The organism is Sphingobium xenophagum NBRC 107872 (assembly GCF_000367345.1).
GTDB lineage: Bacteria > Pseudomonadota > Alphaproteobacteria > Sphingomonadales > Sphingomonadaceae > Sphingobium > Sphingobium xenophagum.
The window spans coordinates 31,178-53,443 of the sequence record NZ_BARE01000001.1 but is presented as its reverse complement, the minus strand read 5'-3'; the positions used below and the strand labels follow the sequence as shown (position 1 = coordinate 53,443).

The window sequence follows — 22,266 nt, the reverse complement described above, 5'->3', positions numbered from 1 at the left end:
GTGGTAGATAGGTTGCGTTTGGCAATCGGCTTCCTATCTTTGCCGCAACGCAAAAGGGGCAAAGCCACCCATGGCATCCATCATTGAAATTGAAGGCCTGACCAAATCCTATGCGTCGGGCTTCAAGGCGCTCAACGGCGTCGACCTGACCATCGAGGAAGGCGAGATTTTCGCGCTGCTGGGGCCGAACGGCGCGGGCAAGACGACCATGATCTCCATCATCTGCGGCATCGCGCGGGCGAGCAGCGGCAGCGTGAAGGTGGCCGGGCATGACATCGTGCGCGACTATCGCGGCGCGCGCGCGGCCATCGGGCTGGTGCCGCAGGAATTGTCCACCGACCAGTTCGAGCGGGTAATCGACACGGTGACGTTCAGTCGGGGATTGTTCGGCAAGCCGCGCAATCCGGCCCATGTCGAGAAAATATTGCGCGACCTGTCGCTGTGGGACAAGCGCAACGCCAAGATATTGGAACTGTCGGGCGGCATGAAGCGCCGGGTGATGATCGCCAAGGCGCTGAGCCATGAGCCGCGCGTGCTGTTTCTGGACGAGCCGACCGCGGGCGTGGACGTGGAGTTGCGCCGCGACATGTGGAAGCTGATCGGCCAGTTGCGCGAAACCGGCGTCACCATCATCCTGACCACCCATTATATCGAGGAGGCCGAGGAAATGGCCGACCGGGTGGGGGTGATCAACCGGGGCGAGTTGATGCTGGTCGAGGACAAGACCGCGCTGATGAAGAAGCTGGGCAAGAAAACGCTGACCGTCGTGCTGGCCGAGCGGCTGGACGCGGTGCCGGCCGAACTGGCGGAGTGGCAGGTGACGCTGAAAGGGGACGGCCAGGAGATCGAATATATTTTCGATACGCAGGCGGAGCGGACCGGCGTGTCGTCGCTGCTGCGGCGGCTGGGCGACCTGGGCATCGGGTACAAGGATCTGAATACGGCGCAGAGCAGCCTGGAGGATATATTCGTGGCGTTGGTGCATCGGGAGAAAGCGGCATGAGCCTGTCCAACCTGCGCGCCATTGCCGCCATCTACAAATTCGAGCTGCACCGTTTCCGTCGGACGCTGCTGACCGGGCTGCTGGTGCCGGTGATCACGACGACGCTCTATTTCGTGGTGTTCGGCGGGGCGATCGGGTCGCGAATGACGGAGGTGGACGGCATTCCCTATGCCGCCTTCATCGTGCCCGGCCTGATCATGATGGCGATGTTCACCGAAAGCATCTTCAACGCGAGTTTCGGCATCTACATGCCCAAATTCACCGGCACCATCTATGAATTGCTGTCCGCGCCCGTATCCGCGACCGAGACGATCATCGCCTATGTGGGGGCCGCGGCGACGAAGTCGCTGATCATCGGCACCATCATCTTCCTGACGGCCCATCTGTTCGTCGACGTGCCGGTGGCGCACCCGTTGGCGATGGTGGGCTTCATGATCCTGATCGCCGTCAGCTTCTGCCTGTTCGGCTTCATATTGGGCATATGGGCGCAGAGTTTCGAGCAGTTGCAGGTGATCCCGATGCTGCTGATCATGCCGATGACGTTTCTGGGCGGCGCCTTTTATTCCGTGCAGATGCTGGCCGAGCCGTGGCGCACCATCACCCTGTTCAACCCGATCGTCTATCTGATCTCAGGGTTCCGCTGGACCTTTTTTGGCAAGGGCGATGTGGGAATCGAGTTCAGCCTGATCTTCGTCGCGGGGATGCTGACCATCTGCCTGGGGATTATCGGCTGGATGTTCAGGACGGGGTATCGCCTGAAGAAGTGAGGGGGACACACCCACCCGTTCGTTTCGAGCGAAGTCGAGAAACCTGCGTGCAATGTTTCTCGACTTCGCTCGAAACGAACGGTGTGGAGTGGGCAACCGCCCGCCAATCAGGCGGCGGCGCTCTCCGGCGCGACGGCGAACAGGGTGACGCCCCGATATTTGTCGTCATTCTGGTCGTAGAGGCCGTGCATCGCCTCAAACGGTTCGTCCAGCACCTTGATGTCGGACAGACCCACCAGCTTGAAGGTGCCGAGTTTGAGTTCGCGCGGTGGCCTGCCGTCACGGTCCACGGTCACGGCGTCGATGAACATTTCATCATGGCGCGTGTAGAGGATGTGCGGGGCCAGGGTGACGACCATCTTGTTGTAGGTCACCAGCAGGCACTTCTGGAGCGCGATCGCTTCGAAAATCTCGGTCGGGGCTTGCATAATGACGCATATCTGACCGATTTGTCCGATTCGATCAATTGCTTTGTGCGCTGCACCATTGTCCTGCAACGCAATCCTGTCCGCTTTACACCAGCCCCAGTCGCTCGCGCAGGCTCCAGCGCGTGACCAGCAGGATGGCGACGGACCCCAGACCGGCGGCCAGGCCCAGCCAGATGCCCAGCCCAGCCATCCGCAGCGGAAAGGCAAGGATAGCGCCAACGCCAATGCCGACGAGCCAATAGCCGATCATCGCGAAGATCATCGGCACTCTGGTGTCCTGCACCCCGCGCAACACGCCAGCGCCCACCGCCTGCGCCGCGTCGACCAGTTGGAATAATGCGGCGACTGCGAGGAAGCTGACAGCGAGCTGGACGGTGCGGGCATTGGCGGGATCTCGCAGGTCGAGAAAGGCCGAGACGAGCGTGCGGGGTATGAGGATGAGGGCAAGCGCGGCGCAGCAGGCAAAGCCGGTGCCAAGGAAGAGGGCGAGCCAGCCCGCCCGGCCGACGCCCGCGCGATCGTGGCGGCCATAGGCAAGGCCGACGCGGATCGTCGCTGCCTGGCCGATGCCCATGGGGACCATGAACACCAGCGCCGCGATCTGGATCGCCACGGCATGGGCGGCGAGCGAATCGCGGTCGATCAGGCCCATGAGCAGGGCCGATGCATTGAACACGGTGGTTTCAAAGCCCAGCGTAATGGCAATGGGCATGCCCAGCGCCCAGACCTGCCGGTGGCGTTCGCGGTCGCGCGACCAGAAGCGGCCGACCAGCCAGTAGCGGCGAAAGCGGCGGTCGATCAGGATGACCGCGAGCAAGCCGAAGAAGAGGAAGCAGGAGGAGGCGGTGCTGGCCAGCCCGGCGCCGAACAGGCCGAGCGGGGGAAAGCCCAGATGACCGAAGATGAGCGCCCAGCCCGCCAGGATGTTGAACGGGATGGCGGCCAGCATGATCAGCAGGCCCCAGACCGGGCGCTCCAGCGCGGCGATGAAGGTGCGCAGCGTGGTAAAGCCCAGAAAAGGCAGCAGCGCCCATTGCAGGCCGCGCATCAACCGGCCCGCGCCATGGGCAAGATCCGCGTCCTGCCCCATGGCGAGCAGGATCGCCTCGCTCTGCCACAATATCGCCCAGGCGGGGATGACGAACAGCGTGGCGGCGCGCAGCGTTTGATGAACGGTGCGGCGCACGTCGCGCACCGAATGGCGGCGGCGACCCCGTTCGCTGGCGATCAATGGCGATGCGGCAGTGACCAGCCCCATGCCGAACAGCAGCAGCGCATGAAACAGGTTGATGGCGAGCGCGCCCGCCGCGACGGCCTCCGCCCCCAGGCGGCCCAGCAGCAACAGATCCGTCGCGGCAATCGCCGACCAGGCGATATTGCCCGCGATCATCGGCAGCGCGAGGGCGACAAGCGCGGCGGCTTCGATACGCCAGGGGGAGGACATGGGGGGCTTTAATGCTTCCGAGGGATGAAATGCAGCGCGGCGACGATGATGCCGCCGACGATCAGCCCGACAATCGCGCCGCCAATCGCGTTCACGGTCCAGTCGACCAGCGGGCCGACAGTGGGCAGGGCGCTGGCGGCGGCCTGCGCTGCGTGGTGAATCGTGCCGGGGATCGCATCCCAGTGGAATTCGTGCAGGCCATGGACGATCAGGCCGCCGCCGACCCACAGCATCGCGGCGGTGCCCACGACCGCCAATATGCGCATCAGGACCGGCATCGCCTTGACCAGGCCGCGCCCGATCGCACGGGACATGGCGGAGGCGCGGGTGGCCAGATGGAGGCCGATATCGTCCATCTTCACGATGAAGCCGACAACGCCATAGACGCCCGCGGTAATCAGGATGGCGACGACGACGAGGATGAGCGCCTGTTCCCAGATCGGTTCGGATGCGACGGTGCCGAGCGAAATGGCCATGATCTCGCCCGACAGGATGAAGTCAGTGCGGATCGCGCCCGACACTTTCTGGTTTTCAAGTTCGGTCGAGTTGAGGGTTTCCAGCGCTTCCTTGGCGACATCATGGCCGCCCTGCACGGCCTCCAGCAGCTTTTCCGCCGCTTCATAGCACAGGAATGCGCCGCCCAGCATGAGGAGAGGGGGCAGCAGCCAGGGCGCGACCGCGCTGATCAGCAGCGCAGCGGGCAGCAGGAAGAGCAGCTTGTTACGCAGCGATCCCTTGGCGATTTTCCAGATGATCGGCAGTTCGCGGTCGGGGGTGAGGCCCATGACATAGCGCGGGGTGACGGCGGTATCGTCGATGACCACGCCCGCGGCCTTGGTGCCCGCCTTGCCCGCGGCGGCGGCGACATCGTCCAGCGAGGTCGCGGTCAGCTTAACAATGCCCGCCACATCATCGAGCAGCGCAATCAGACCCGAAGGCATAGACAGTGATTCCCCTGTTTGGGCCGGTGCATCGACCGCCCGTCATGCCGCCTCAATAGGAGGCAGGCGGGGCAGGGGCAAGCAAGGGCGAGCGGCAGTATTTCAGCTTTTTCAATAGTTGCCCGGCGGGTCGCTGGCGGGGAAGGATTCGTCCGACTGTTCGTCGACCATGTCCCAGTCGCGCGCTGCCGTTTCCCCTTGCGGCCCGGCGTCGCGGACGACGCCCGACGAACCCACCGGCCCGCGATCGTCAAGCGGCTGCGCCGTGCCCATCCAGTCGCGCCATCCCTTTACGGCAAATGCGCCAAGCCCGGTGACGATGGCGAGTTTGAGCAGACCCTTCATGGCGCGCTCTCCTTTGGTTCTTGCAGATGGACCCAGTCGGCCCGGTTGCCACCGACCGCATCGGGGGGCAGGCGGAACTCGCCTTCCTCGTCGGCGCCGGCGGGGGGCTGATCGTCGGCGGCTGGCTGGGTGACCGTCCAGCGTTCGCGCAGCGCCGCATCGATCATGCTTTCCCACATGCCTGCGTCCCCGGCCGCGCGCATGGCGTCGTCGGGCTGTTTCAGGATCGCCAATATGCTGGCGGCATCCTCGACATGGGCGGGCCAGTCGTCCGGCGTGGTGGCGAGATGGCGGGCCAGGCGTTCGATGAGGGGGCGGTGTTCCATGACGGGGCAACGCGCCTTGTCAGCCTGCGTTCCGCGCCGTCATGACGCCAGCGCAATTATTCGCCTAGTCCGTCGAGCGCGGTGAAGCGTTGCGACCAGAGCGCACCATAGACGGCCATCCATTGCACCACCGGGGCCAGCCCCTTTGCCCTGGCGCTATACCAGGTTTCGCGGCCCGTGCGGCGGGCGGTCACGAGCGCGGCGCGCTTGAGCTTGGCCATGTGGCGCGACACCATCGGCTGGGATACGCCGGAAATGGCGGTCAGGGCGTGGACACTCTGTTCGCCTTCGCGCACCAGATATTCCAGCAGGGCGCGGCGGGTACCGTCCGACAGAGCCTTGAACTGGGCGTCGATGGTGGCGGGGGCGTTGGCGCTGTTTGTCATCATCGCGGCATAACCATAAGGTTATGAATTGGTCAAGCGGGAGGGCATTTTTGCCCATGCCGCACGCGTTAACCAAAAAAAGTCTGGCAGGCGATCGGTTGAGTCTTTTGAGTCACACTGGCCGATATTGAGTCCGATTCGTCCGCTGCGACTCAACATATAGTGGCTACCCGCTTCGTTCCGACCCATGTTAACCATTTTTAGAAAGGTTAACGCTAAGTCGCTGATCTTGACGGGAGTCTGCCGAGGACTCATCGCTGGGCCTCAGTACGAACGGGGGTTACATTATGGGTGTCATGGAACGGGTCGCGCCGCGGCGGAAAAAGGCGGTTGCGCTCGCACCAGTCACGATCGAGGCGGATCGCCTGCTGCGCGGCGACTGCATCGCCGAAATGGCCAAGCTGCCCGATGGCTGCATCGACATGATCTTTGCCGATCCGCCCTATAACCTCCAACTGGGTGGCGATCTGTTCCGGCCCGAAGGCGGGCGGGTGGACGCGGTCGATAATGACTGGGACAAGTTCGATACGCTGGGTGCCTATGACCGTTTCACCAAGGCATGGCTGGCCCAGGCACGGCGCATATTGAAGCCCAACGGCACGATCTGGGTGATCGGCAGCTATCATAATATCTTCCGCGTCGGCACCGCGTTGCAGGATGAGGGGTTCTGGATCCTGAACGACATCATCTGGCGCAAGGCCAACCCCATGCCCAATTTCAAGGGCACGCGCTTTACCAATGCGCATGAGACGCTGATCTGGGCCAGCCAGGGCGAGGACGCCAAATATACGTTCAATTACAAAGCGATGAAAACGCTGAACGATGAATTGCAGATGCGGTCCGACTGGGTATTGCCGATCTGTGGCGGACAGGAGCGACTGAAGCGCAACGGGACCAAGGCGCACCCGACGCAGAAGCCGGAATCGCTGCTCTACCGGGTGATGCTGTCCTGCACCAAGCCGGGCGATGTGGTGCTCGATCCCTTTTTCGGCACGGGCACCACGGGCGCCGTGGCCAAGCGGCTGGGGCGCAAATGGATCGGCATCGAGCGCGAGGAGAGCTATATCGAGGTCGCGCTGGAGCGGATCGAGGCGGCGCTGCCGCTCGATGAATCATCGCTCACCATCATGCAGACCGCGCGGCAGCAGCCCAAGGTGGCGTTCGGTACGCTGATCGAGACCGGCTATCTGAGCCCCGGCACGACGCTGAGCGACGTCAAGCGTCGCTGGACCGCCGTGGTCAGGGCCGACGGGTCGTTGAGCGTGGGCAGCGACACAGGCTCGATCCACAAGATGGGCGCGACCTTGCAGGGCGCGCCGAGCTGCAATGGCTGGACCTTCTGGCATGTGGAGGTTGAGGGCAAGTTGCAGCCGATCGACACGCTGCGGCAGACCTATTTGCTGGCGAACGAGCCTTAAGATGATGGGGTGCTCCCGCGCAGGCGGGAGCCCAGCCCTGCCGACAGTTCTACCCTGAAGGGTCGGAACTGGGCTCCTGCCTTCGCAGGAGCACGGGATTGCGTTAAGGGCAGGCCGCCGGACCTGTCAGAAGGATAGTTGATGCTGCCCACCATTCCCGCCGACGCCCGGCTGTACCTGCGCCCGGTCTGGTTCGTGCCGTCGCCCTTTGGCCTGCCCGATGGCGCGGCGGCGCGGATGAGCAATGGGTTGCTGTGGTTCCAGGGTTATGAACTGACCGCCCTGCGTGGTCGGGAGCGGGTGGCGCGGGTCACGGTTCCGGTCGCGGCGTTTGACGATGCCATCGCGGCCCTGCCCGAACCGCTGGCGCAGCGGGCGCGGACGCTGGCCGCCAATATCTCGGCGCAGCGCGCCCCGCTGGTGCTGGGGGAGCGGACGATCCGTTTCGACGGGCCGCAGGTGATGGCGATATTGAACATCACGCCCGACAGTTTTTCCGATGGCGGCAAGCATGTCGGCGACCCGCAGGCAGCGGCGGACGCGGGCTTTGCCATGGCGGCGGCGGGGGCGGCGCTGGTCGATGTGGGCGGGGAATCGACCCGGCCGCGCGCGGAAAAATTATGGGAGGGCGACGAGATCGCCCGTGTCGTGCCGGTCATCGAGCGGCTGGCCGCGTCTGGCGTGCCGGTGTCGATCGACACGCGCAAGGCGGCCGTCATGGAAGCGGCGCTGGGCGCTGGCGCGAAGATCGTCAATGATGTGAGCGCCCTGCAACATGATCCGCGCGCGATGGAGGTGGTCGTGGCGGCGGGCTGTCCCGTCATCCTGATGCACGCGCCATCGGCAGGCGATGATCCGCACGACAATCCTGACGGCTATGGCGATGTGGTGGCGGACGTGTTCGACCATCTGGAGGCGCGCGTTGCCGCCGCACAAGCCGCCGGGATTGCCCGCGACAGGATCATGGTCGATCCGGGGCTGGGCTTTGGCAAGGGGCTGGCGGACAATCTGGCGCTGGTCAACCGCCTTGCGACCTTTCAGGGGCTGGGCGTGCCCCTGCTGTTCGCGGGCAGTCGCAAGCGGCTAATCGGCGCGCTGTCGAACGAAGCGCCGGCGTCGGACCGGCTGGGCGGTTCGATCGCGCTGGCGTTCCGTGCGGCGGAGCAGGGCGCGCAGATGGTGCGGGTGCATGATGTGCGCGAAAGCGTACAGGCGCTGCATCTGTGGCGCGGGCTGGCCGACGCGGGGTTGAGCGCGATTTAAGTCACAGGTGGGGTTTAAGGCGCGGTCGGCTTGGCGGCTGCGCTGTTGCCCGCTTCCGCTGGAGCCGCTTCCGCTTCGTCCTTGGGCGGGAAGATGCGCATGCTGTCCAGCGTCTTGTCGACGATCGGCAGATATTGTTCGCTCAGCATTTCGGGATAGACGAAGGTGGCGGTCACGATCGAACCGTTGGGCTGCTTGAGCAGGCGGACCGCGACATTATTGCCTTCGCCGTCATTGGCAGTGCCGCGATATTCATTTTCGCCGATATAATCGCCATCGACGCCTTCGGCCCCGCTGCTGACCGCTTCGACGATCTGCTTGAGCGTTTCGTCATTGTCATTCTTTTGCCAGAATACGCGCACGTCCGCGCCCGCGCCCTTATCTTCATAGATTGCGCCGTCGGCGGTGCTGCCCTCCGCATTTTTCGTCCAGCCTTCGGGGAAGCTGATCGAAAAGCCGCGTTCCAGATTGACGTAATTGCGCGGCTCCGCCTCGTCAGCGGCCTGTTGGCTGGCCAGCGCGCTGGCAGCGGCGGCATTGGCGGCTGCGGCCAGCTCCTCCTGGCTTGGCATGTCGGCCACCGGTTCGGTGCGGCCACAGGCGGCGAGGAGCAGGATGGGCAGGCAGGCGGTGAGGGCGGCGTGTTTCATGCGCCGATCCAAAGCATAGGCAGCATGAGAATACAACGGTCGAGCGATGGGGAGCAGGCGATGGCGCGTCGGTTTACGCCGCGCTGTCGATGCCCAGTTCGGCAAGCTTGCGGTAGAGGGTCGATCGCCCGATGCCCAGGCGACGGGCCACTTCGGTCATGCGGCCGCGATAATGACCGATGGCGAGGCGAATGACGTCGGCTTCGATCTCGGCGAGCTGGCGCACATGGCCGTCGCCTTCGAACAGGGTGATGCCTGCGCCGTCGCGGTGCGGCTGGCTGGCGGCGCGCGGGCGGATGGTGAGGCGGTCGATCGGTTCGCCGGTCCTGATCTGGGCCGCGATCTGCGGAAAATCCTGCGGCGTCAGCGCGTCGCCATCGCACAGGACGGCGGCGCGGAAGAGCGCGTTCTGCAACTGGCGGACATTGCCCGGCCAGCCATGCTGCATCAGCAGCGCCAGCGCATCGTCGGTCAGGCCCAGGCTGCGCAGACCCGGCTGGGTCGCGATTCGCGCGAGGAGATGGCGGCAGAGCGCGGGAATATCCCCCATCCGTTCGCGCAGCGGCGGGATGGTCAGCTGGACGACGTTCAGGCGGTAATAGAGATCCTCGCGGAAGCGACCGGCCTCTATTTCCTCGATCAGGCGCTTGTTGGTGGCGGCGATGACGCGGACGTCGACATGGATCGGGCGGCGCGCGCCGATCGGCTGCATTTCGCCATCCTGCAGCACCCGTAACAGCTTGACCTGTGCGTCGAGCGGCATTTCGCTGACTTCATCCAGAAAGATGGTGCCGGTGTCGGCGCTGGCGAACTTGCCGACATGGCGGTCGAACGCGCCGGTAAAGGCGCCGCGTTCATGGCCGAACAGTTCGGATTCGACCAGGTTGGCGGGAATCGCGCCGCAATTGACCGTGACCATCGCCTGTTTGTGGCGGGGGGATGCCGCATGGATGGCGCGCGCGATCACATCCTTGCCGACGCCGCTTTCGCCCTCGATCAGGACCGGCACGCGGGCGCGCGCCGCCTTGGCCGCGATGGCGAGCGCGGCGCGGAATTGCGGGGCGGAGCCGACCACATCCTCGAAAGAGAGGGGGGCGGTGATCTTTTCGGTGAGCGGGCGCAGTTCGCCATGGGACGCCCCTTCGCTGATCGTCGCGTTGAGCGCCGCGAGCAGCCGTTCGGGCGCGATCGGCTTCGATAGATAATCGGTCGCCCCCGCGCGCATCGCCTCTACGGCAACGGCGACATTATTGTGGGCGGTGAGAATCAGGATGGGCAAGGCGGGGCGGCGTTCGCGAATCTCGCGGATCAGACCCGCGGGTTCATAGTCGGGGCTCCACTGGTCAAGAATGATTGCATCTAGCTGCATCCCGTCCTGGGTGCCCAATGTGGCTATTGCGGTTTCGCCGTCGCCGGCAAAGATCGTCCGCCATCCGGCACGCGCGGCCAGCGCCGAAACCAGCCGTCTTTGCGCCGGTTCGTCGTCGATCAGCATCAGCATCGGTATGCCGTCGCGCGCCATCTATACCCCTCAATAGAAACAGGTGACCTATGGTAAGGACGGGGGGTAAAGGCGGCCTTAACCGCGAAAGATTTTCTTGTGCCCGTGCGGGTTGAGGGGGTGCGCGGGACAGGATAAGAGGTTCGCCACAACCGCCACAGAAGGGGACCGGACATGGCGTCTGACGGAAATATCAAGAAAGCGACCGAAACCTATGCCGGATTTGTCGGCGTGATGAAGTGGGGCACGATCGCATCGATCGCGGTGGCCGCGCTCGTGGTGCTGCTGATCTCCAGCTAGGCCGATCACGCACGAACAGGAGGGGATGCCATAATAATGAAGATAGCGGTACTGAAGGAGCAAGCATCGGGCGAGCAGCGCGTTGCGGCGACACCGGAGACGGTGAAGAAATTTATTGGTCTTGGCGCGCAGGTTGCGGTGGAGGCAGGGGCTGGCGTGACGGCGTCTGTGGCCGATGCGGACTATGCCGCTGCCGGGGCAAGCGTTGGGGATCGGGCCGCGACGGTGGCGGGCGCGGACATAGTGCTGGGCGTGCAGGGGCCGGACGTGGCCAGCATTGCCGGCGCCGGTCCGGGTGCCTGGATCGTGGCGGGGCTCAACCCCTTTGGCGAGCGGGCGCGGGTCGATGCCTATGCGGCGGCGGGCTATGAAGCGCTGGCGATGGAATTCATGCCGCGCATCACCCGCGCGCAGTCGATGGACATATTGTCATCCCAGTCGAACCTGTCGGGCTATAAGGCGGTGCTGGATGCCGCCAGCGAATATGGCAAGGCCTTCCCGATGATGATGACGGCGGCGGGCACCGTGTCTGCCGCGCGCGCCTTCATCATGGGCGTGGGCGTGGCGGGCCTTCAGGCGATCGCCACGGCGCGCCGTCTGGGCGCGCAGGTCAGTGCGACCGACGTGCGCGCCGCGACCAGGGAGCAGATCGAATCGCTGGGTGCCAAGGCGATCTTCGTCGAGAAGGTCGCGGGCATCGAGGGCGAAGGGTCCGGCGGCTATGCGACGGAAATGTCGGATGAATATAAGGCGGCCCAGGCCGAGCTCATATCCTCGCACATCGCCAAGCAGGACATCGTCATCACCACCGCGCTCATTCCGGGCCGCCCCGCGCCGCGCCTGATCAGCGACGCGCAGATCGCGTCGATGAAGCCGGGCAGCGTGATCGTCGATCTGGCGGTCGAGCAGGGCGGCAATGTCGAGGGCGCAGTGGCGGGCGAAGTGGTGATGCGCCACGGCGTCAAGATTGTCGGCCATCGCAACGTGCCATCGCGGCTGGCCACCGATGCCTCGGCCCTCTTCTCGCGCAACCTGTTCAACTTTCTGTCCGCCTTCTGGGACAAGGACAAGGGTGCGCCGGTGCTGGACGAGGAAATCGGCAACGCCATCCGCCTGACGCAGGGCGGCAAGGTCGTGAACGAGCGGCTGCTCGGATAGGGGAATCGCCTGTTCGCGCGGCGCGCGTCCAGGCCAGCGTCCCGCAGCCAAATCGGGACGAACGGGGAGTAGGATGATGGACTTTATTTCCATCCTGTCAGTTTTCGTGCTGGCATGTTTTGTCGGCTATTATGTGGTGTGGTCGGTGACGCCGGCGCTCCATACGCCGTTGATGGCGGTTACCAACGCCATTTCGTCGGTCATCATCGTGGGCGCGCTGGTCGCGTCGGCGGAGGCGGGGAGCGCTGCGGCCAAATATCTGGGCCTGCTGGCGGTCGTCTTTGCATCGGTCAACATCTTCGGCGGCTTTGCGGTCACCGAGCGGATGCTGGCGATGTACAAGAAGAAGGAGCGCAAGTGATGCATGAGATCGCACAGATCCCATGGGGCGTGAGCCTGGCCTATCTGGCCGCGGGCGTCCTGTTCATCCTGGCGCTGCGCGGGCTGTCCAGCCCGGCGACGAGCCGTCGTGGCAATCGCATGGGCATGATCGGCATGGCGATTGCCGTCGCCACCACGCTCTACACCCATGATGTGGTGAGCCTGCCCGAAATCATCGGTGCCATCGTCATCGGCGGCGGCATCGGCTTCATCATCGCGCGGCGGATCGCGATGACGGACATGCCGCAACTGGTGGCGGCGTTCCACAGCCTCGTCGGCATGGCCGCAGTGCTGGTGGGCGCAGCCGCCTTCCTCAATCCCGGTGCCTTCGGGATTTTGGACGTAGTGACCGGCGAAATCCACAATGCCAGCCGCATCGAAATGGGGCTGGGCGTGGCGATCGGCGCGATCACCTTCTCCGGTTCGGTCATCGCCTTCCTCAAGCTCAACGGCAATATGTCGGGCAAGCCGATCATGCTGCCCGCCCGCCACCTCATCAACCTTGGCACGCTGGCCGCGATCCTGGGGCTGATCGGCTATTTCGTGACCGACCAGAGCCCGTGGATATTCTGGACGGTGACGGCGCTGAGCTTCATCATCGGCTTCCTGCTGATCATCCCGATCGGCGGGGCGGACATGCCGGTCGTTGTGTCGATGCTCAACAGCTATTCGGGCTGGGCCGCCGCCGCGATGGGCTTTACGCTGGGCAACAGCGCGATGATCATCACTGGCGCGCTGGTGGGGTCTTCGGGTGCGATCCTGTCCTACATCATGTGCAAGGCGATGAACCGCAGCTTCATCAGCGTCATCGCGGGCGGCTTTGGCGCCGATGCGGGATCGGCGGGCGCAGGCGGGCCAGTGATCGACCGCGCCTACAAGCGCGGATCGGCCGAGGACGCCGCGTTCCTGATGAAGCAGGCCGACAGCGTCATCATCGTGCCGGGTTACGGCATGGCGGTGAGCCAGGCGCAGCATGCGCTGCGCGAGATGGGCGACCTGCTGAAGGCCGAAGGGGTGAAGGTCAAATATGCGATCCACCCCGTCGCGGGCCGTATGCCGGGCCATATGAACGTGCTGCTGGCCGAAGCGAATGTCTCCTATGACGAGGTATTCGAGCTGGAGGACATCAACAGCGAGTTCGCCCAGGCCGACGTCGCCTTCGTCATCGGCGCGAACGACGTCACCAACCCGGCGGCCAAGACCGACAAATCGTCGCCCATCTACGGCATGCCCATCCTGGACGTCGCCAACGCCAAGTCGGTGCTGTTCGTCAAGCGATCCATGGGCGGGGCTGGCTATGCCGGCGTCGACAATGAAGTCTTCTACATGGACAACACCATGATGTTGCTCGCCGACGCCAAGAAAATGGTCGAGGAAATCGTCAAGGGGCTGGCGCACTGATAGCGACCTTATTTCCCGTCATTCCAGCGAAGGCTGGAATCTCTCTTTTCTTTCGCTATCAGGCAGAAGAGAATTGAGATCCCGGCTTTCGCCGGGATGACGGGATAGGGGTGACAATGCACAAACTTGGCCTGATCGGCGGTCTTAGCTGGACGTCAACCGCCCGCTATTATGAGATCATCAACCAAGCGGTGCATCGTGCGCGTGGCGGGCAGCATAGCGCGCCGCTGCTGATCGAGAGCCTGGACTTTGCGACCGTTGCGGCCTGCACCAGCGATGAGGAGTGGGACAGCGCGGCGGACGTGCTGATCGCGGCGGCGCGGCGGCTGGAGACGGCAGGCGCGGGCGCGCTGCTGATCTGCGCCAATTCGATGCACCGCGTCTATGACCGGGTGCAGGGCGCGGTGCATGTGCCCATCCTGCATATCGCCGAGCGCGTCGGCAAGAAGATGCAGGCCGACGGCGTCGAAAAAGCCGCGCTGATCGGTACGCGCAACGTGATGACCGAGAAATTCTACCGCCAGCGGCTGGTTGCGCATGGCGTGTCGCTGCTGCCCCCCGACATGGAACTGGCCGACCGGATCGACCGCATCGTCTATGACGAGCTGACTGTCGGCAAGATCAGCCGCGAATCCGAACGCTATATGAAGTCGGAAATGACCGACATCGCCAAGCAGGATGTGCAGGCGGTGGTGCTGGCCTGCACCGAGCTGGAGCTGATCGTCGACGTAAAGGCCAATGTGCTGCCGATCTACGACTGCACGTCGATCCATGCCATGGCCGGGGTCGAGTTCATCCTGGGCTAGAGGGACAGCCTTCAGTCAGGCTGTCATCCTCCAACAGTCAGATCATCGCGTCGTCGGAAACGGTAAAGACCTGGACATGAGGGTGTAGCAAGGCACTCCCTGTTGCCAGGGAGGCGCGCCAGCACTGCCTTAGCGAACCGCCGTCCATGTCTGCGTCTTGCAGAAGAAGGCGATGCAGCCCTGGACTTTCAGGGTGCCATCGGCGTTGCGGCTGATTTTGGACGTGTAGCTTTTGCCGCTTTCCGGGTCGTAGATCGTGCCTTTCCAATGACTGCCGGCGTCGCCAAAGCCGGTCAGCAGGGGCAGGCCCACCAGCGGGCGGGATCGCAGCGCCGGGTCGGCATTTTCGACATCGGTATTCGGGCGGCCCGGCGTGGGCTTAAGGATTTTTTCGATTTTGCCGCAGAGGCTTTTGCCGCACTGGGCGATGTTGACGATGGCTTTGGCCTCGACAGTGGCCCAGCGACCTATGACGGGCTGCGCGGCATAAGCGGGCAGGGTGATGGCCGTGGTCAGGGCGGCAAGGGCGATGGTGGCAGCTTTCATGCGATCCGTTTCTCCATATCTTTTGCCCGAAGATATGCCGCAAATTGCGACGCCCGCCACCGCCTTTTTTTGGCGGAAGCGGGCGTTTTGGTTGGGAACGCTACGGCAGCGGGCCGCGGCGCGCCGGAATTTTCAGAAGGCCGTGCTGATCGAGCAGGCCGCCGGACCCAGGATGACGACGAACAGGGTCGGCAGAATGAAGAGAATCAGCGGCACGGTCATGATCGCAGGCAGGCGCGCGGCCTTTTCTTCGGCGCGCATCATGCGCTCATGACGGAATTCGGCGGACAGCACGCGCAGCGCCGAAGCGAGCGGGGTGCCGTATTTTTCCGTTTGGATCATGGTGGTCACCACGCCCTTGACCGCGTCCAGCTTGACGCGGGTGGCGAGATTTTCGAACGCCATGCGCCGTTCGGTCAGGAAGCTGAGTTCAATCGCGGTCAACTGAAACTCGTCGCCAAGCTCAGGATAGGCCTTGCCCAGTTCGCGCGCCACGCGGTTGAAGGAGGCATCGACGGTCAGGCCTGCTTCGGCGCAGATGACCAGCAGATCGAGTGCGTCGGGCAATCCCTTGCGGATCGCGGCGGAGCGCTTCTGCACCTTGTTGTCGATGAAGATGTCAGGGGCTTTGTAGGAGAGCAGCAGCGCAATCGCGAAGGCGAAGAACCGCTTCACCGGCCCCCATTCCGGCTGAATGCCGACGCCATAAAGCAGCAAGGCCGCTGCGCCGCCGATGACGATCGGCATGATCATGCGGCCAAAGATGACGGCGACGGCCATGTCCTTTGACCGGATACCGGCCTGCGCCAGACGGATTTGCGCGTCCTTGAGCTGGTCGTCCTGCAGAACCTTCAGGCTCGACAGGAAGGAGCGCATATGGTCCGTCGTCTGGTTGCGCTGGACAAGCTTCGCGCGACGCTTGGCGGTCGATGCGGTTATGCCCGCCTTCAACTGTTCGCGACGATCGTTAAGCGCCTTGACCCGCTTGGCCATCGGATCGCGCACGGTCATGATCGCATAAAGGGCGAACAGCATGGCAAGCGTCGCCAGCGCGGCGAGCAAGGTGCCAAAATCGGTGGCGGTCATGCCGAAAAGTGTGCCGGCAGGGGTAGGGGCGTCCATGTCTCTTATCCCCGATCAGATTTCAAAATTGACCATCTGGGCCATGATGAAGGCGCCAATCGCCATCCAGCACATGCCCCCGATGCCGATCACCTGCATCAGCGAAAGCCCGAAAATGCCCGCCGGATCGGGCGTGAAGAAGGGGCTCATATAGTTGAAGTTGATGTAGCAGATCATGAAGAATACGAGGAAAGGCAGGCAGCCGATAATGTAGGCCGACGCCTTTGATTCCGACGACATGGCGCGGATCTTGAGTTTCATCTGCGCGCGCTGGCGCAGCACGGTGGCAAGGTTCGACAGGGTTTCAGCCAGGTTGCCGCCGGTTTCCCGCTGGATCGCGAGCGTGATGACGAAGAACTGGAATTCGGGCGTGCCGAGTCGATCGGCGGTTTCCTGAAGCGCCTGCTCCATCGTCTTGCCGATCTTGATCCGTTCGGTGATGAGCTTGAATTCCTCGCCTACTGGCCCTGGAATTTCGCTCGACACGATGCCCAGCGTTTCAGCGATGGGGAGGCCGGAGCGCAGGCCGCGCGTCAGCAGTTCAAGCGCGTCGGGGAATTTGGCGTTGAAGCGGTTGATCCGCTGCTTGATCAGGCGGCTGACCCACCAGTGCGGCAGGAACAGAGCGGCGGCCATGCCGACCATGACAGCCATGAGGAACGGAAAGCCGCGCACCATGAGGAACGCCGACAGTACCAGGAATATGCCCGCGCTGGCGGTCATATATTGGCTGAGCGTCCATTTCTTGCCGGTCATCCTGATCCGCTTGGTCAGATTTTCCGGATTGGGGATCAGCGACACCAGCATCTTGGCTTCGGCGCCAGTCGAACGGTTCGAAATGGCCTTGCGCATCCGCGCTTCCAGCAGTGCTTCTGCCGAATCGCTGTGACGGCCGCGGATCATCGCGACGCGGCGCTTGCGCGCCTTTTCCGGCGACGGACCGGCGAACGCTATGATGGCCATGCCCAACATGGTTGCCACCAAAACCGTTATCAGGATGAAATTGCCGTCCATCTGTTCGCCTATTCCCCAGTCAGCGCCGCCGCCCGGTCAGGCGGCGGACGCGATCAATCTTCCAATGCGGCCGTCTTGGCCTTGCGGCGAGAGGGCATCATGTTGCGGAAGTCGCCGATCTTGCCGAGCAGGGAGTCGCCCTTCTTGCGCGGTGCCGCAGCGCCGGTGGCGCCATCGCCCGCATCGGCCGCGCCAAGCACCTGGTCGAGCAGGGCGGTGCAGGCTGCGCCGACCTTGCTGCCCTTGGCAGCTTCGGCCAATGTCTTGCCGAGCTTTGCCGCCTGCGCGCCGACCCGCAGGTCGAACGGGATGAGGACATCGACCTTGCGTTCGATCGAGGTTTCGAAATCCTTGCGGCTGATTTCGGGCGAGCCGGGATGGACGCGGTTGGCGACCACCAGTACGCGCGATTGCGGTGCGTTGCTCTTGAGCCAGGACAGGATGCGGATCGTGTCGCGTGCCGCCGCCAGCGTCAGTTCGGTCACGACCAGCGTGACTTGCGCGTCGGTCATGAGATGCGGATGCTGGATCAGCATGTTGCGCGGCAGATCGACGACGCTGCATTCGAACACCTGCCGGAATTCTTCCAGCAGTTGATAGAAGGCGCCGCCATCGGTCATCATCGGCTGGCTGATGGGCGCTTCGGCAGACAGGATCGCCAGCGTGTCGCTCGCCCGCACCATGGCGCGTTCGATGAACAGGCCGTCGATGCGGCTGGGATTGTCGATCGCGTCGGTCAGGCCACGCCCCGGTTCCAGGTCCATCGCCAGCGCATTGGTGCCGAAATGGACGTCGAGGTCGAGCAAGGCGGTCGGACACTTCTTCTTGTCCGAGAGCATCCATGCCAGCGAGGTGGCGATGCTGGACGCGCCCACGCCGCCGCGCGTGCCGATGACCGCAACGGTCATGTGCGGGCGTTCGGGCGCAGCGTCGCGCGGGGCCATGAACACGGCCTGCGCATTGGCCAGCGCGTCGCGCAACTGGTCGGCGCCAAATGGCTTGAGCAGATAATCCTGAATGCCGCTGGCCACCAGATCGCGATAGAGGCGCACGTCATTGACCTGGCCCGCCGCGATCACGACGGTGCCGGGTTCGCACACTTCCGCCAGGCTGTTGATGTCGTTGAGCGGATCGCCGCTTTCGGACATATCGACGAACAGGATTTGCGGCGATGCAGTGATCGACAGGCTCTGGACTGCGTTGCGCATCCCGCCCTTGTTCACCTTTTCCGGTGCCCAGCCCAGTTCGGCGCAGACCGAACGGATCAGATCATAGCTGTGATCGTCGCAGACGAAGGCGTGAAACGGATCACGCTGACCAGTGAAACCGGGTTTCCATGGGGCGTTCATGTTACTGGCCTCCTGCTGACATCTGCTTGAGATCGCCAGCGCCCGTTGGCGGCTTGTCGCGATAGGTGGAAATGGCGCGGTTCGACGTGGCCGTACGCAGATTGCTGTCGGTGCCCTGACCCCGGACGAGGTCTTCGGGATTGGCGACCATCGCGGCCAGATTGCTGTTGGTGCCGCAGCCGAAATTGGACGTGGTGCCCAGATTCATGTCGGTTTCCTGCTTGCCGCTCCAGTCTGGGCAGCCAGGGACGCTGGCGGTGGCGCGGCGCACGATCAGGCGGACGCTGCCCTGGGGCGCATCGCCAGCGGCGGCGGAACTATCCTCTGCGACCAGCAGGCCGTGACGGGCGACGACATCGGCGATGCCCTCGCGAATGCCGGGGCTGTAATAGCCAGCATCCGTGACGATCGCGACCTGATCGCCATAGCCAAGCCCGATCGAGGCGAACCAGTCGTTGAGACGGCCTGCTTCATAGGCGGACAGTGAGTCGCCGCTGGCCTGCACGTCGAACGTGTAGGCGGCGTAGCTCACGACCGGCTGATGCACCGATTCGACGCTGCGATTGGGGCTGTCAGTGACACAGCCAGCGAGCGGAAGCGCCAATATGGCGAGGGCGGTGAGAGTCTTGGCGGACAGATAGGTCATGTCTTTGGTCCTTCCGTCAGAAGCTGAAACCGGGGGCGGCTTTGCCGGGCTTGCCCGGCTTTGCGACCGGCGCGGCGGCGGATGCCTGCGGGCCGGGGGTAACCGGCGTGGGCGATCCGGGCGCGCGGCGCGGCATTTCGCCCTGCTTGCCACTGATCCCGTCATTGCCCTGCTGGAGCAGCAGCCCCTGACCGATATTGGCGTTGCGGAAGCCGTCGGTCGGCAGGCGCACGTCCGATGCGTTCATCGGCTTCACCAGATAGGGGGTGACGACGATGACCAGTTCGGTTTCGCTGCGCTGGAACTGGCGCGACTTGAACAGGCTTCCCAGGATTGGCAGGTTGCCGATGCCCGGCACCTTGTTGATGCCGTTGCTGGTTTCATTGTTGAGCAGGCCCGCAATCATGAAGGCCTGACCCGAACCCAGCTCCACCGTGGTTTCGGCGGTACGGCTCTTTAGCGCAGGGACGTTGGCGTTCAGCGTGAAATCCAGGCTGGAAACGGTCGGACGGACGCGCAGCGAAATGCGGCCGTCGGCCAGCACGGTCGGCGTGAAGGCCAACTGCACGCCATATTGCTTGAATTCGATGCTGTTGCCCTGCGTGCCGTTGCTGACCGTGTAGGGATATTCGCCGCCTGCCAGGAAGCTGGCGGTTTCACCCGACAGCGCGGTCAGGTTGGGCTGCGCCAGCGTGGTGGCAAGGCCGCTCGATTCGGCGAGGTCCAGCGCACCGGCGATGTCCATGCCCAATATGCGAGCAACGCCGCCAAGGCTGTAGCTGCCGTCGCTAGGGTTGTTGAAAGTCCATGTCTGGCCTGCAGCTGTCGTGGACTGAGTAACGAAGTTGCGTGTGCCGCCTCCGATACTGCCCAGCACCTTGCCACCAGACGTATCCAGGCTGGAGAAATTCGTGCCGATCTTATGACCGACATCCTTGGCGACTTCGGAAATCTTGACCTGGAGCATCACTTGCAAGGGCGTTGCCATGCGCAGGCGGCTGACCACGGTGGTCTCCTTGCCGACGAAGGCCTGCGTCAGCCGTTCGGCTTCGGCGGCATCTTCGGGCGCCTGGATGGTGCCGGTCAGCAGGACCATGCCGTTCATCTTGTTGACCGCGATGTTCGCGCCGGGCATCGCCAGGCGGAGCATGTCATCGATGCTGGTCAGGTTGTTGCCGACGCGAACCGTGCCGGAAAACAGCACCTTGCCGTTGGGGGCGGTGGCGAACACAGTGGTTTCGCCTGCCTTCTTGGCAATCAAGTAAAGCTGGTTCTGCGAGCGGACATGAACGTCGACCACTTCGGGATTGCCGATCACCACGTCGGACATCTTGGCGCCCAGGTTGACGACACGGCTGCCGCCGACCGACATGAGGATCGCATTGTCCTGTGCGCTGGACGGCGCGGCGTTGACGGCCGTTCCGGGCACGGCGGTCATGGCGACGGCCAGGCCGAGCGCGATCGCGGGTCCGGCGACCTTGCGCCCGGACATCTGGAGCATCGACTTCATCTTACTTCCCCCCGACCGAAACTTCGGTCACGTTGGTGCCGCGGGCGACGCGGATGACCGGGCCGCTGACGGCAGCCGGTGCGGTAATCTGGGCGCCGGTGCCAGCCATCGCCACGCCGTTTTCGGCCTTGGCCGGGACCGAGCTGCGCTGGTAGCGCGACACGTCGGCGCCGGTCGAATAGGTGGAGCCGCGATCAATGGGGCGCGACGCGATCTTGGCGATAATCGCCTTTTCCGCGTTCGGGCTGGCGCCATCGGGCAGATCGACATCGGCACCGGCGATGGCAGCGTCCAGATCAGACGCGGTATCGGCGATCGAGCGCAGCGACATCGACAGGGAGCCGATGGTCTGGGCAACCGCGATCTTTTCCGCGATCTTGGGCGTCACTTCGATCGTGACGTTGGAATAGGTACGTACTTCCGGCTTGCCGTCCGCGCCCATCGCATCCATCCGCTGGTCAGTGGCAAGGACGCGCAGGTTGCGCAGGATGGTTTCGGAGACTTTGAGCGCTTCGCCATCGCCACCGCCCGCAACGCTTTGCGTCAGGACCAGGTCGATGCGGTCGCCCGGAAACACGAAGCCCGCGACCGAGCTTTGCGCCGAGACGGGAACGGTGACCGCGCGCATCCCTGCGCCAAGCGCAGCGGCCAGGAAGCCGCGATCGCCGGGCTTGACCAGGCCGCCCTGGGTCAGCGGCTGTCCGGCGGAAATGGCGGTGCGCACGACGCTGCCTGCCAGTTTCGCCGGATCGGCCTGACCCTTCAGATAATAGGCCTGTTCGATCAGATCCTTGGGCCAGGGCTGGAAGCGGAAGCTTTCAGCGTCCAGAATGGTGCCAACCGGCAAAGCCTTGGTCGCGACCAGCACATGGGGCTGATCGGCCTCCACGGGCATCGACGCAGCATTGACCTGCGGTGCGCTGGAGGAGCTCAACATGCTGCGGGCAAGCAAGGCCGTAGTGACCGCTATGATAAGCGCTCCTACCAGCAGCACGATTTTCTTGGCATCCATGACGAAATTCGCCTCCCTGTAATGGGAGCACTGCCCCCAGTGCTTCACTCATCACGTAAATTGGTTAAAATATCGTTGGCCACGGCAGCAGCCACAGCGCCGCGAGGGAAATCGCCACGCCATAGGGAATTTCAGGTTGTCCCAGCCTGTGGGTCATCTTGTGGTGGATGACGGTGACCAGCGTGACCACGCCGCCCAGCAGCGCCATCAGCACGACCAGCGACAATATCGCCTGCCACGGGAACCACAGCGCCAGCGCGGTCAGCAGCTTCACGTCGCCGCCGCCCATCATGCCGAGCGCGAACAGCGCGGCGAACAGGGTGAAGATGGCGGCGCCGACCAGCAGTTGCACCACCATGTCGGGCCAGAGCGCATAGCCGTTTGCCAGCCACCAGAGCGGCGCGAGGGCGGCGACCGCCAGATTGAGCCGGTTGGAGATGATGCGCGCACGCAAATCGGTAATCGCCGCAGCGATCAGCAGTGCGCCAAGGGCGCAGAGCAGTATGATTTTGAAATATTCCCCCGTCATGGGATTTGACCCTAGACCCG

General features: G+C 63.9%; 24 protein-coding genes and 1 pseudogene. 9 read left to right on the top strand and 16 right to left on the bottom strand.

Annotated elements, in window-relative coordinates:
* Positions 1–70 precede the first annotated feature (70 nt).
* On the top strand, positions 71–1,003 hold the full coding sequence (locus SX1_RS00300) for an ABC transporter ATP-binding protein (RefSeq protein WP_019051453.1): 933 nt from the start codon (positions 71–73) through the stop codon (positions 1,001–1,003).
* A complete protein-coding gene (locus tag SX1_RS00295; protein ID WP_019051452.1) occupies positions 1,000–1,770 on the top strand; it encodes an ABC transporter permease in 771 nt (256 codons plus the stop codon). The genes SX1_RS00300 and SX1_RS00295 overlap by 4 nt, the downstream gene beginning before the upstream one ends.
* Positions 1,771–1,877: 107 nt before the next feature.
* Here SX1_RS00295 and SX1_RS00290 read toward each other — a convergent pair whose 3' ends face one another.
* The 6 genes from SX1_RS00290 to SX1_RS00265 form a co-directional block, all read right to left on the bottom strand.
* Positions 1,878–2,198: a hypothetical protein gene (locus tag SX1_RS00290; RefSeq protein ID WP_017182045.1), complete on the bottom strand. Its 321-nt coding sequence runs from the start codon at positions 2,196–2,198 to the stop codon at positions 1,878–1,880.
* Positions 2,199–2,283: 85 nt separating this feature from the next.
* On the bottom strand, positions 2,284–3,642 hold the full coding sequence (locus SX1_RS00285; protein ID WP_019051450.1) for an MATE family efflux transporter: 1,359 nt from the start codon (positions 3,640–3,642) through the stop codon (positions 2,284–2,286).
* 8 nt (positions 3,643–3,650) lie between these two features.
* Positions 3,651–4,583 (bottom strand): DUF808 domain-containing protein, encoded by a 933-nt coding sequence (locus SX1_RS00280; RefSeq protein ID WP_017182047.1) that lies wholly within the window; start codon positions 4,581–4,583, stop codon positions 3,651–3,653.
* 111 nt (positions 4,584–4,694) lie between these two features.
* Positions 4,695–4,928 (bottom strand): hypothetical protein, encoded by a 234-nt coding sequence (locus SX1_RS00275; protein WP_017182048.1) that lies wholly within the window; start codon positions 4,926–4,928, stop codon positions 4,695–4,697.
* Positions 4,925–5,254 (bottom strand): hypothetical protein, encoded by a 330-nt coding sequence (locus SX1_RS00270; RefSeq protein WP_017182049.1) that lies wholly within the window; start codon positions 5,252–5,254, stop codon positions 4,925–4,927. The genes SX1_RS00275 and SX1_RS00270 overlap by 4 nt, the downstream gene beginning before the upstream one ends.
* 56 nt (positions 5,255–5,310) lie before the next feature.
* Positions 5,311–5,643 carry an ArsR/SmtB family transcription factor gene (locus SX1_RS00265; RefSeq protein ID WP_019051449.1) on the bottom strand — a complete coding sequence of 111 codons (333 nt, stop codon included), beginning with the start codon at positions 5,641–5,643 and terminating at the stop codon, positions 5,311–5,313.
* A 284-nt stretch (positions 5,644–5,927) separates the two neighbouring features.
* Here SX1_RS00265 and SX1_RS00260 point away from each other — a divergent pair, with 284 nt between their 5' ends.
* Together SX1_RS00260 and folP are read left to right on the top strand one after the other, a co-directional pair.
* Positions 5,928–7,058, top strand: coding sequence for a site-specific DNA-methyltransferase (locus SX1_RS00260; protein ID WP_019051448.1), 1,131 nt, complete (start codon positions 5,928–5,930; stop codon positions 7,056–7,058).
* A gap of 141 nt (positions 7,059–7,199) precedes the next feature.
* Positions 7,200–8,321 (top strand): dihydropteroate synthase, encoded by a 1,122-nt coding sequence (gene folP, locus SX1_RS00255; RefSeq protein WP_019051447.1) that lies wholly within the window; start codon positions 7,200–7,202, stop codon positions 8,319–8,321.
* 14 nt (positions 8,322–8,335) lie between these two features.
* Here folP and SX1_RS00250 read toward each other — a convergent pair whose 3' ends face one another.
* Together SX1_RS00250 and SX1_RS00245 are read right to left on the bottom strand one after the other, a co-directional pair.
* Complete coding sequence (locus SX1_RS00250) at positions 8,336–8,971, bottom strand: hypothetical protein (protein WP_019051446.1); 636 nt, start codon at positions 8,969–8,971, stop codon at positions 8,336–8,338.
* Positions 8,972–9,044: 73 nt separating this feature from the next.
* Complete coding sequence (locus SX1_RS00245; RefSeq protein WP_017182054.1) at positions 9,045–10,493, bottom strand: sigma-54-dependent transcriptional regulator; 1,449 nt, start codon at positions 10,491–10,493, stop codon at positions 9,045–9,047.
* 153 nt (positions 10,494–10,646) lie between these two features.
* Here SX1_RS00245 and SX1_RS00240 point away from each other — a divergent pair, with 153 nt between their 5' ends.
* From SX1_RS00240 to SX1_RS00220, 5 genes are all read left to right on the top strand, one after another.
* The gene (locus SX1_RS00240) at positions 10,647–10,772 is read left to right on the top strand and encodes an aa3-type cytochrome c oxidase subunit IV (protein ID WP_017182055.1); all 126 of its coding nucleotides are present in this window, start codon (positions 10,647–10,649) and stop codon (positions 10,770–10,772) included.
* Between the two features lie 36 nt (positions 10,773–10,808).
* Entirely contained in the window at positions 10,809–11,930 is a 1,122-nt protein-coding gene (locus tag SX1_RS00235) for an NAD(P) transhydrogenase subunit alpha (protein WP_019051445.1), read from the top strand.
* A 76-nt stretch (positions 11,931–12,006) separates the two neighbouring features.
* The gene (locus tag SX1_RS00230; protein ID WP_006950157.1) at positions 12,007–12,291 is read left to right on the top strand and encodes a proton-translocating transhydrogenase family protein; all 285 of its coding nucleotides are present in this window, start codon (positions 12,007–12,009) and stop codon (positions 12,289–12,291) included.
* Positions 12,291–13,712: an NAD(P)(+) transhydrogenase (Re/Si-specific) subunit beta gene (locus tag SX1_RS00225; RefSeq protein WP_019051443.1), complete on the top strand. Its 1,422-nt coding sequence runs from the start codon at positions 12,291–12,293 to the stop codon at positions 13,710–13,712. Before SX1_RS00230 ends, SX1_RS00225 begins: the two co-directional genes overlap by 1 nt.
* Positions 13,713–13,828: 116 nt before the next feature.
* Positions 13,829–14,518 (top strand): aspartate/glutamate racemase family protein, encoded by a 690-nt coding sequence (locus SX1_RS00220; protein WP_017182059.1) that lies wholly within the window; start codon positions 13,829–13,831, stop codon positions 14,516–14,518.
* Positions 14,519–14,647: 129 nt separating this feature from the next.
* Here the strand turns inward: SX1_RS00220 and SX1_RS00215 are convergent, their stop codons facing one another.
* From SX1_RS00215 to SX1_RS00180, 8 genes and pseudogenes are all read right to left on the bottom strand, one after another.
* Positions 14,648–15,064, bottom strand: coding sequence for a DUF2147 domain-containing protein (locus SX1_RS00215; RefSeq protein WP_019051442.1), 417 nt, complete (start codon positions 15,062–15,064; stop codon positions 14,648–14,650).
* A gap of 132 nt (positions 15,065–15,196) precedes the next feature.
* Positions 15,197–16,186 (bottom strand): type II secretion system F family protein, encoded by a 990-nt coding sequence (locus tag SX1_RS00210; protein ID WP_026002207.1) that lies wholly within the window; start codon positions 16,184–16,186, stop codon positions 15,197–15,199.
* 15 nt (positions 16,187–16,201) lie between these two features.
* Entirely contained in the window at positions 16,202–17,200 is a 999-nt protein-coding gene (locus SX1_RS00205) for a type II secretion system F family protein (RefSeq protein ID WP_017182063.1), read from the bottom strand.
* 53 nt (positions 17,201–17,253) lie between these two features.
* Positions 17,254–18,549, bottom strand: a complete 1,296-nt coding sequence (locus SX1_RS00200) for a Flp pilus assembly protein ATPase CpaE (protein ID WP_019051441.1) — start codon at positions 18,547–18,549, stop codon at positions 17,254–17,256.
* A 1-nt stretch (position 18,550) separates the two neighbouring features.
* A complete protein-coding gene (locus tag SX1_RS00195) occupies positions 18,551–19,195 on the bottom strand; it encodes a CpaD family pilus assembly protein (protein WP_019051440.1) in 645 nt (214 codons plus the stop codon).
* Positions 19,196–19,211: 16 nt separating this feature from the next.
* Positions 19,212–20,705: a type II and III secretion system protein family protein gene (locus SX1_RS00190; protein ID WP_019051439.1), complete on the bottom strand. Its 1,494-nt coding sequence runs from the start codon at positions 20,703–20,705 to the stop codon at positions 19,212–19,214.
* A 1-nt stretch (position 20,706) separates the two neighbouring features.
* The gene (gene cpaB, locus SX1_RS00185; protein WP_019051438.1) at positions 20,707–21,717 is read right to left on the bottom strand and encodes a Flp pilus assembly protein CpaB; all 1,011 of its coding nucleotides are present in this window, start codon (positions 21,715–21,717) and stop codon (positions 20,707–20,709) included.
* Between the two features lie 51 nt (positions 21,718–21,768).
* Positions 21,769–22,246: pseudogene (locus tag SX1_RS00180) on the bottom strand (A24 family peptidase).
* Between the last annotated feature and the right edge of the window lie 20 nt (positions 22,247–22,266).